A 10066-nucleotide genomic window follows, 5' to 3' on the forward strand; every position below is an offset into this window, starting at 1 on the left:
GGGGTTCAAGGAGTCGCCGTGCCCAACTCCCTTCACCCACAAGAGGACACGCGCCCGGCGAGGCGGACTTGACCCGAGCGCGTCACCCGTAGCCGAGCGCGTGCAGCCGCTCGTCGTCGATCCCGAAGTGGTGCGCGATCTCGTGGACCACCGTCACCTCGGTCTCCGCCACCACGTCCTCGCGCGTCTCGCAGAACCGCAGCGTCGGCCCCCGGTAGATCGTGATCCGGTCCGGCAGCACCCCCGCGTACCACTCCCCGCGCTCCGTCAGCGGCGTCCCCTCGTACAGCCCGAGCAGCTCGGGATCCTCCGCCGGCGGCTCGTCCTCGACGAACACCGCGACGTTGTCCATCAGCCGCGTCAACTCCGGCGGAATCCGGTCCAGGGCCTCGGCGACCAGTTCCTCGAACTCCTCGCGCGTCATCTCCAGCACAGACCCATTGTCGGGTACGACCTTGCGGTACGACCCGCATATCCGCCCCGGGCCATGGGCATACGGGACCAATGGCCCGCGTCCCAGCCGCAGCCCCGCACGCCCTGGCCCAGGTGATGACCTCCCTCCGCAACGCCCCGCACGCCCTCACCCACCGGCTCCGCGCCCGCCGGACGCCCACCACCACCCCCGAGCTGGCCGCCCACCCCCGGCCCTGGACCCGCGCCGTCGGCCTCGTCGCCGTCGTGCTGCTCGGCGCCTGGCTCGGCCTGCTGGTCGTCGGCAACGTCCGCGTCCCCGTCGGCCCCATGAACACGACGATGACGCTGCGCCCGTCCGTCAACGGCGGCACGAAGATCAACGTGTCCCCGCTGGGCGCCCTCCAGCTCGACAGCCACATCGCCCCGGTCCGCCTCGACGTCAACGTCGACCAGCTCGACCCCGACCGCGCCCAGGCCCTCGTCGACCACCCCGAACGCCTCTCCGGCCTCCAGGACGAGGTCGCCCGCGACGTCGAACACGGCACCCTCGACCTCGCCGTCCGCTCCTGCGTCGCCGTCGTCACCGGCGCCACCGCCCTCGGCCTCGCCGTCTACCGCCGCCCCCGGCGCGCCCTGACCGCGGGCGGACTCGCCCTCACCCTCCTGGTCGCCTCCGGCGGCACCGCCTACGCGACCTGGAACCCCGACTCCGTCCTGGAACCCAGGTTCTCCGGCCTGCTCTCCTCCGCGCCCTCCCTGGTCGGCAACGCGCGCAGCATCGTGACCGAGTTCGACGTCTACCAGAGGGAACTGGCCCGCCTGGTCACCAACGTGACCAAGCTCTACGACGTCACCTCCACGCTCCCCGCCTACCAGCCCGACCCGACCACGATCCGTGTCCTGCACGTGTCCGACATCCACCTCAACCCGGCGAGCTGGAAGATCATCGCCTCGCTGGTGCAGCAGTACAAGGTGAACGTGATCGTCGACTCCGGCGACACGATGGACCACGGCACCGCCGCGGAGAACGGCTTCCTCGACCCGATCGAGGACCTCGGCGCGCCCTACGTGTGGGTCCGCGGCAACCACGACTCCCGGGAGACCCAGAAGTATCTGCGCAGCCTGAAGAACGTCCACGTCCTCGACGACGGCCGAGCCCGGAACGTCGCGGGCCTGCGCTTCGCCGGCATCGGCGACCCCCAGTTCACCCCCGACCGCTCCAAGCAGGACGGCGCCGAGGCCTCCCAGGAGCTGGCCGGCGCCCGCCTCGCCTCCGCCCTGCGCGACCAGACCACCGCCGGCACCCCCGTGGACGTCGCCATCGCCCACGAGCCGTCGGCCGCCCGTGAGGTCGACGGCGCGGTGCCGCTGGTCCTCGCCGGCCATCTCCACCGCGAGGACATGGAGGTCATGAAGTACGGCACCCGTCTGCGCGTGGAGGGCTCCACCGGCGGCAGCGGACTGCGCGCGGTCGAGGGCAAGTACCCCGACCCGATCCAGGCGTCCATCCTCTACTTCGACCGGGACACCCGGCGCCTCCAGGCCTGGGACGAGATCAAGCTGGGCGGTCTGGGCCTGACGACGGCCGAGGTCAGCCGCCACCTCCCCAAGGAGAACCAGCCGGGTGCCACCCCGTCCCCCCCGCCCCTCCCCCAGCCCTTCGTAAAGCGTTTTGGCGATACCTCCCGCCATCCCATATGCTTCTCACGTCCCCGACGCGCTGCGAAGCGCCCAGGCGGGCCGATAGCCCTCATCGTCTAGCGGCCTAGGACGCCGCCCTTTCAAGGCGGTAGCACGGGTTCGAATCCCGTTGGGGGCACGCAGTACATGTGCGACACTGTCGTACGAAGCTTGGTCCTGTGGAGCAGTTTGGAGTGCTCGCCACCCTGTCAAGGTGGAGGCCGCGGGTTCAAATCCCGTCAGGACCGCTGAGGTTTCGTTTCACGTGAAACCTCGCGGCTGGGTAGCTCAGTTGGTACGAGCGATCGCCTGAAAAGCGATAGGTCGCCGGTTCGACCCCGGCCCCAGCCACATCTGAACCCCCGTCGAGATCATCGACGGGGGTTCTGTGTTGTCCGAACGCTGCTCGGACGTTGCCCGGGCCGTGCCCGGACGGAAATCGTTCGCCAGGTTTTTCCCGGGGATGAGATCCTGGAACCCGTATGTCTACGCATCCCGCCCCCGCCCTCGGTACCCTCGCGCCCCGGCTGGCCGAGCTGTCACTGCGCGACGCGCACCGGCTCGGCCGGCGGCTCGAAGGTGCGCGGAAGATCCGTAAGCCCGAGGCGCGCGCCGCCGTTCTCGCCGAGATCGAGACGGAGGTGGCCAAGGCCGAGCAGCGCGTCGGGGAGCGCCGGGCGCGGGTGCCCGTGGTCAGCTACCCCGAGCAGCTCCCGGTCAGCCAGAAGAAGGACGAGATCGCGGCCGCCATCCGTGATCACCAGGTGGTGATCGTGGCGGGCGAGACGGGCTCCGGCAAGACCACCCAGATCCCGAAGATCTGCGTCGAGCTGGGCCGTGGCGTCCGCGGCATGATCGGGCACACCCAGCCCCGGCGGATCGCCGCACGCACCGTCGCCGAGCGGGTGGCGGACGAGCTGGACACGCCGCTCGGGGAGACGGTCGGCTGGAAGGTCCGGTTCACCGACCAGGTGAATCCGGAGTCCACCTTCATCAAGCTGATGACGGACGGCATCCTGCTCGCCGAGATCCAGACCGACCGCGAGCTGCGCGCCTACGACACGATCATCATCGACGAGGCCCACGAGCGGTCCCTCAACATCGACTTCCTGCTGGGCTACCTCGCCCAGCTGCTGCCCAAGCGGCCGGACCTGAAGGTCGTCATCACGTCGGCGACCATCGACCCCGAGCGCTTCTCCCGGCACTTCGGCGACGCGCCGATCGTCGAGGTCAGCGGCCGGACCTACCCGGTGGAGGTGCGCTACCGGCCGCTCCTCGAGGAGGACGGCGACGACGCCGACCGCGACCAGATCACGGCCATCACCGACGCCGTCGAGGAGCTGATGGGCGAGGGCAAGGGCGACATCCTCGTCTTCCTCTCCGGTGAGCGGGAGATCCGGGACACGGCGGACGCGCTGGAGAAGAAGAAGTACCCCCGCGCCGGAGGCGCTGATTGGCACGGCACGGAAGTACTGCCGCTGTACGCGCGGCTGTCGCACGCCGAGCAGCACCGGGTCTTCCAGCAGCACACGGGGCGCAGGATCGTTCTGGCCACCAACGTCGCCGAGACCTCGCTGACCGTGCCCGGCATCAAGTACGTGATCGACCCCGGCTTCGCCCGGATCTCGCGCTACAGCCACCGCACCAAGGTGCAGCGGCTGCCGATCGAGCCGATCTCGCAGGCCAGCGCCAACCAGCGCAAGGGCCGCTGCGGGCGGACCAGCGACGGCATCTGCATCCGGCTCTACGCCGAGGACGACTTCGAGGCGCGCCCGGAGTTCACGGACGCCGAGATCCTGCGGACCAACCTGGCCTCCGTCATCCTGCAGATGACCGCGGCGGGCCTCGGCGACATCGAGAAGTTCCCCTTCATCGACCCGCCGGACCACCGCAACATCCGCGACGGCGTGCAGCTCCTCCAGGAGCTGGGCGCGCTGGACCCGGCGCAGAAGGACGTACGCAAGCGGCTGACCGACACCGGCCGCAAGCTGGCCCAGCTGCCCGTGGACCCGCGGCTGGCCCGGATGGTGCTGGAGGCCGACAAGAACGGCTGCGTCCGCGAGGTCATGGTCATAGCGGCCGCGCTGTCCATCCAGGACCCGCGCGAGCGGCCGTCGGAGAAGCAGGCCCAGGCCGACCAGCAGCACGCCCGCTTCAAGGACGAGAGCAGCGACTTCCTCGCCTTCCTCAACCTGTGGCGGTACGTCCGCGAGCAGCAGAAGGAGCGGGGTTCGTCGTCCTTCCGCCGCATGTGCAAGCAGGAGTACCTCAACTTCCTGCGGATCCGCGAGTGGCAGGACATCTACACGCAGCTGCGCACGGTCGCCAAGCAGATGGGCATCCATCTCGACGAGCAGGACGCCCCCGAGGACCGCGTGCACGTCTCCCTGCTCGCCGGGCTGCTCTCCCACGTCGGCATGAAGGACGTCAAGGAGGGCGCGAAGAACGAGTACCTGGGCGCCCGGAACGCCAAGTTCGCGATCTTCCCCGGGTCGGCGCTCTTCAAGAAGCCCCCGCGGTTCGTGATGTCCGCCGAGCTGGTGGAGACCTCCCGGCTCTGGGCGCGGGTCAACGCGAAGATCGAGCCGGAGTGGGTGGAGCCGCTCGCCGGCCACCTCCTCAAGCGCACCTACAGCGAGCCGCACTGGGAGAAGGACCAGGCGGCGGTGATGGCATACGAGAAGGTCACGCTGTACGGCGTGCCGATCGTGGCGCAGCGCAAGGTGAACTACGGACGAATCGACCCCGAGGTCAGCCGCGAGCTGTTCATCCGCAACGCCCTGGTCGAGGGCGACTGGCGCACGCACCACAAGTTCTTCGCGGACAACCGCCGGCTGCTCACCGAGGTCGAGGAGCTGGAGCACCGGGCGCGGCGCCGGGACATCCTGGTCGACGACGAGACGCTGTACGACTTCTACGACCAGCGGGTGCCCGAACACGTCGTCTCGGGTGCGCACTTCGACTCGTGGTGGAAGCACAAGCGGCACGAGCAGCCCGACTTCCTCGACTTCGAGCGCGAGATGCTCATCAACGAGAAGGCGGGGGCGGTCACCAAGGACGACTATCCGGACTCCTGGCGGCAGGGACCGCTGAAGTTCCGGGTGACGTACCAGTTCGAGCCGGGGGCGGACGCCGACGGCGTCACGGTCCACGTGCCGCTCCAAGTGCTCAACCAGGTCACGGACGAGGGCTTCGACTGGCAGATCCCGGGGCTGCGGGAGCAGGTGGTCGTGGAGCTGATCCGGTCCCTGCCGAAGCCCATCCGGCGCCACTACGTGCCGGCCCCGAACTACGCGCAGGCGTTCCTGGACCGGTCGGTGCCGTTGCAGGAGCCGCTGACGGTGACCATGGCGCGGGAGTTGAAGCGCATGGTGGGGGTGCCGTTCGACGCGGAGGACTTCGACTGGGCGAAGGTCCCCGACCATCTGCGGATCACCTTCCGGATCGTCGACGAGCGGCGCCGCAAGCTGGCCGAGGACAAGGACCTGGAGGCGCTGAAGCTCCGGCTGCGGCCGAAGGCGCGCAAGGCGCTGTCGCAGGCCGCGGCGGCCACCGCGGAGCGCAGCGGCGGTGAGTCGGTGGAGCGTTCGGGGCTGGCGGACTGGACGATCGGGACGTTGTCGCGGGTCTTCGAGACGCGGCGGGCCGGTCAGCCGGTGAAGGCGTACCCGGCGCTGGTCGACGACGGCGACACCGTCTCCGTGCGGCTCTTCGACACCGAGGCCGAGCAGACGCAGGCGATGTGGAAGGGCACGCGCCGGCTGATCCTGCGCAACATCCCGGTCAGCCCGGCGAAGTTCGCGTCGGAGAAGCTGACCAACCAGCAGAAGCTGAACCTCTCCGCGAACCCGCACGGTTCGATCCAGGCCCTGTTCGACGACTGCGCGACGGCCGCGGCGGACAAGCTGATCGCGGACTTCGGGGGCCCGGCGTGGGACGAGGAGTCCTACCGGAAGCTCTACGAGCGGGTCCGCGCGGAGATCGTCGACACCACCGTCCGCACGGTGGGCCAGGTACAGCAGGTGCTGGCGGCCTGGCAGGCCTGCGAGCGCCGCCTGAAGTCCGTACGGAGCCCCGCGCTGCTGGCGAACCTCCAGGACGTACGGGGGCAGCTGGACGCGCTGGTGAAGCCCGGCTTCGTCACGGAGGCGGGGGTCAGGCGGCTGCCGGACCTGATGCGCTACCTGGTCGCCGCCGACCGGCGCCTGCAGCAGATGCCGACCGGTGTGCAGCGGGACACGTCGCGCATGGAGAAGGTCCACGAGATGCGGGACGAGTACGCGTGGCTGCTGGAGCAGCTGCCGCAGGGCCGGCCGGTGCCGCAGCAGGTGCGGGAGATCCGCTGGATGATCGAGGAGCTGCGGGTCAGCTATTTCGCGCACGCGCTGGGCACGGCGTACCCGGTCTCCGACAAGCGGATCGTGAAGGCGATCGACGCGCTCGCACCGTAGCCGCGGCCCCGTAACGGAGCCTGTGCGGAGGGTGAGTTCGCTCTGGACGCAACCCTCCTGTACAGTCTCTTCTCGCAGCGCAACGCAGACAGAATCGATGAGCGACTCCGTCGCGTGGGTGCCGCGAAACCTGGTCCTGTGGAGCAGTTTGGAGTGCTCGCCACCCTGTCAAGGTGGAGGCCGCGGGTTCAAATCCCGTCAGGACCGCAAGTATGAGGCCCGCACCATCTGGTGCGGGCCTCTTCTGTTGCCTCCAGGTGTACCGCACCCCACCGGCCCCCCGAAGCCCTCAGCGCCCCTCTCCCGGCCTTGACGGGGTCACATTCGGTCGGTACTCCAAAAGGACAGGGAACGTCCCGCGCAGGGCCCCGGAGGTGGCGTATGGCGGCATCGGTCAGGCACGAGACGCGGGCCCTGCTCCGCGCGCATCTGTCGGCCGCGTCGTCGTACCGGCACGCGACGCGCCACTGCGCGATCTGCCACCGGCTGTTGCGCCTGGCGCTGGACGCTCCGGGGCCACAGTCACCGACCGGACGTCAAGAGGGCCTCGAGGACGAGAGCGTGCCCGTGGCGTGATCCCCGGAGGATCCCAACACCCTTGCCACGCAGACCTCCTGGAAGCAATGCCTCCACTAGCGCACGGGCAGGGCGGCCAACAACCACCGCGTCGTGTGACGGGTGTCACCGCATGAGTTTTTGAAACCGTGGCACTTACGGCTCTCCTACAACTGGTCAATTTAATATGTGCAATTGCACTGGGTCTCGCAGTGCCCGCACAGCCGATCCGACACCCCTCCCCAGACTCCGACAAGGCCGCTCACAGAACCGGCCGCCGCCCCGCCCCGGCACACAGGCCCGGACACAGGCCCGGACACAAAAAGATCGCGCTGGACCCGGCGGAGTCCAGCGCGATCAACGACGCACCCCTGTTGGGGCAGGAACGGCGTCGCTTGGAGCTGTGGTTCCGAGCGCCTCGACAGGTTGGGGGACCTGGCGTTCTGCCCGGTTATTCAGTTGTTTCAGGCCTCGCTGCGCTGCTGCGGAATGCCCGCGAGCAGAGCGCGGACCTCGGCCTCGCGGTAGCGGCGATGCCCGCCGAGCGTGCGGATCGACGTGAGCTTGCCGGCCTTCGCCCAGCGCGTGACCGTCTTCGGGTCGACGCGGAACATGGTGGCTACCTCAGCCGGGGTCAGCAGCGGCTCGGCATCAGGGGTGCGAGCGGTCATGAGCGGCCTCCTCGGGAGAACCGAACCTTCTCGGTTCATTCCTCTAAATTCTGCACCTTGACCCGCGTTGCCCGAAATGGCGGACGCGAGTCGAGTCGGTTATAGGACGAACGGCTTGTCCTCGGCACTACAACTACACCATCCGTCCAGCCGCGTCGGCCAAACCGATGGAATTGCCCTCCCAGGTGTTCATCAGCGACGGAAGCCGATGGACCATGCCATAGCGGACAGTCACGCCGCTGTGACGATCAGTCACAGGGCGATCAGGAGTCACGAGACCCCCCAAAGCGTGCAATGCTGAGATTCCGCCCACAGTGCATCACAGCAGGACGGAAGGAGCCCTCCCCGGGCTCCTTGTCCTATTTTGGCATGAGGAGGGGGAAGCGGCGCAAGAGTGATGTACGTGCGGTCCGTCACGCTTGACGCATACGCCCGGATCGGGACCTACGTCCCTTGTTGACAAGGCATCAGCACATCCGTGACGGGTGTCGGATCGGAAGACGAAACCTCAAAACGGGCGGTACGTCAAACGTCAGTTCGCCGAGCGCCGGTCCCGGACCGCCCGCCAGCGCTCCACCAGCCGCCCGTACGCCTCCCCCGCGGTGGCCGGGTCGCCGTCGCGCAGCGCCTCGATCCCCTCGGCCACGTCCGCCGCGGAGTGGTCGTCCTCCAGCTCTCCCGCCGGCACGGCGTGCACGAGCCCGCCGTAGTCCAGCTCCACGAGGGAGCGCGGGTGGAACTCCTCCAGCCAGCGCCCGACGTCCGTCAGCCCGTCGATCAGCGGACCCTCGTCCACCGCCTCCTTCAGGGCCCGCAGCCCCCGGGCCACCCGTCGCCGGGCCTGCACCATCGGCGTCCGGTAGCGCAGCACCGGCGCGGTCGGCCCCTGGTCGCCGCCACCCTTGTCGTACTCCCGCTCCGCGTCGGAGACCAGTACGAACCAGTTGATCGGGACCTGCCAGGTGGCGGTACGGATCCAGGGGCGGGCGTCGGGGTTGCGCTCCAGCCAGCGCTCGTAGTCCTGCGTGGTCTCACGGCGTACGACCGGGGGGATCAGGGCGTCCAGGACGGGCTCCGGGAAGTCCCCGGCCAGTTCCCCCAGGGCCTGCCACCCACGCAGCCGGGTCCGCCAGGGGCAGACGCAGACCACTCCGTCGACCTCCGCCACGAAGGCGTCGGCGCTCTCGTGCACCGGCACCGACACCGGCGGGGTGGGCAGCAGGGCGGCCAGGGAGCGGCGCAGCTCCACCTGGTAGGAGGGGAGGTCGGGGCGGCGGGCGTAGCGGGCCCAGTGCTCGCGCTCCGGCTCGCGGAAGGCGGCCAGCGGTTCGTACACACGCAGGTACGCCGCATAGGGGACGATCACCGAGGACACCTTGGGCACGCCTGCTCCCTCCCCCGCGCTCCGCACCGAAAACCTGCCGGAGCCGATCACAAACGCGCGGGAATCTCTGCAAATCGTCGCACGCCCGTACTCCGTGCGGAGGTGATCCTGAGCACGGTGCGGCGAGGGGACCCCGTCAGGCTCTAATCTCGTGCCACAGTCCCCGCCACCCTCACGGGGACAGGTCTCCACCCGCCGAACCTACACAGGAGTCACCACCGTGACCGACGTAACCGGCGCACCTGCTGATGTACTGCACACCCTGTTCCACTCGGACCAGGGGGGTCATGAGCAAGTCGTGCTCTGCCAGGACCGGGCCAGCGGCCTCAAGGCCGTCATCGCCCTCCACAGCACCGCCCTGGGCCCCGCGCTCGGCGGTACCCGCTTCTACCCCTACGCGAACGAGGCCGACGCCGTCGCCGACGCGCTGAACCTCGCGCGCGGGATGTCGTACAAGAACGCCATGGCCGGTCTCGACCACGGCGGCGGCAAGGCCGTGATCATCGGCGACCCGGAGCAGATCAAGAGCGAGGAACTGCTCCTCGCCTACGGCCGGTTCGTCGCCTCGCTCGGCGGCCGGTACGTCACCGCGTGCGACGTCGGCACCTATGTGGCCGACATGGACGTCGTGGCCCGCGAGTGCCAGTGGACCACCGGGCGCTCCCCCGAGAACGGCGGCGCCGGCGACTCCTCCGTGCTCACCGCCTTCGGCGTGTACCAGGGCATGCGGGCCTCCGCCCAGCACCTGTGGGGCGACCCGACACTGCGCGACCGCACCGTCGGCATCGCGGGCGTCGGCAAGGTCGGTCACCACCTGGTCGAGCACCTGCTCGCCGAGGGCGCGCACGTGGTCGTCACCGACGTGCGCAAGGACGTCGTGCGGGCCCTCACCGAGCGGCACCCCTCGGTGG

General features: G+C 69.4%; 7 protein-coding genes and 4 tRNA genes. 8 read left to right on the forward strand and 3 right to left on the reverse strand.

Features of this window, described 5'->3' with window-relative positions; genetic code table 11:
• Nucleotides 1-82 precede the first annotated feature (82 nt).
• A complete protein-coding gene (locus ACFW01_RS34105; protein ID WP_064728673.1) occupies nucleotides 83-433 on the reverse strand; it encodes a metallopeptidase family protein in 351 nt (116 codons plus the stop codon).
• Between the two features lie 71 nt (nucleotides 434-504).
• On the opposite strand from ACFW01_RS34105, the gene ACFW01_RS34110 reads away from it, so the two are divergent.
• From ACFW01_RS34110 to ACFW01_RS34140, 7 genes are all read left to right on the forward strand, one after another.
• The gene (locus tag ACFW01_RS34110) at nucleotides 505-2175 is read left to right on the forward strand and encodes a metallophosphoesterase (protein ID WP_384510122.1); all 1671 of its coding nucleotides are present in this window, start codon (nucleotides 505-507) and stop codon (nucleotides 2173-2175) included.
• Nucleotides 2161-2233, forward strand: a tRNA-Glu gene (locus tag ACFW01_RS34115). Before ACFW01_RS34110 ends, ACFW01_RS34115 begins: the two co-directional genes overlap by 15 nt.
• Before the next feature lie 34 nt (nucleotides 2234-2267).
• Nucleotides 2268-2342 (forward strand) — tRNA-Asp (locus ACFW01_RS34120).
• Between the two features lie 29 nt (nucleotides 2343-2371).
• A tRNA-Phe gene (locus ACFW01_RS34125) sits at nucleotides 2372-2445 on the forward strand.
• Between the two features lie 131 nt (nucleotides 2446-2576).
• A complete protein-coding gene (gene hrpA, locus ACFW01_RS34130; RefSeq protein ID WP_234956232.1) occupies nucleotides 2577-6545 on the forward strand; it encodes an ATP-dependent RNA helicase HrpA in 3969 nt (1322 codons plus the stop codon).
• 132 nt (nucleotides 6546-6677) lie between these two features.
• Nucleotides 6678-6752 (forward strand) — tRNA-Asp (locus ACFW01_RS34135).
• A gap of 174 nt (nucleotides 6753-6926) precedes the next feature.
• Nucleotides 6927-7121, forward strand: a complete 195-nt coding sequence (locus ACFW01_RS34140; protein WP_125492939.1) for a DUF6274 family protein — start codon at nucleotides 6927-6929, stop codon at nucleotides 7119-7121.
• A gap of 443 nt (nucleotides 7122-7564) precedes the next feature.
• On the opposite strand, the gene bldC is transcribed toward ACFW01_RS34140, so the two are convergent.
• Both bldC and ACFW01_RS34150 read right to left on the reverse strand, forming a co-directional pair.
• Nucleotides 7565-7771 (reverse strand): developmental transcriptional regulator BldC, encoded by a 207-nt coding sequence (bldC, locus tag ACFW01_RS34145; protein WP_003949541.1) that lies wholly within the window; start codon nucleotides 7769-7771, stop codon nucleotides 7565-7567.
• 532 nt (nucleotides 7772-8303) lie between these two features.
• On the reverse strand, nucleotides 8304-9155 hold the full coding sequence (locus ACFW01_RS34150; RefSeq protein WP_234956234.1) for a hypothetical protein: 852 nt from the start codon (nucleotides 9153-9155) through the stop codon (nucleotides 8304-8306).
• A gap of 220 nt (nucleotides 9156-9375) precedes the next feature.
• On the opposite strand from ACFW01_RS34150, the gene ACFW01_RS34155 reads away from it, so the two are divergent.
• Nucleotides 9376-10066 (forward strand): Glu/Leu/Phe/Val dehydrogenase dimerization domain-containing protein (locus tag ACFW01_RS34155; RefSeq protein ID WP_384510127.1); only part of this gene is annotated, 691 nt, incomplete at its 3' end.

The organism is Streptomyces sp. NPDC058985 (genome assembly GCF_042740985.1).
GTDB lineage: Bacteria > Actinomycetota > Actinomycetes > Streptomycetales > Streptomycetaceae > Streptomyces.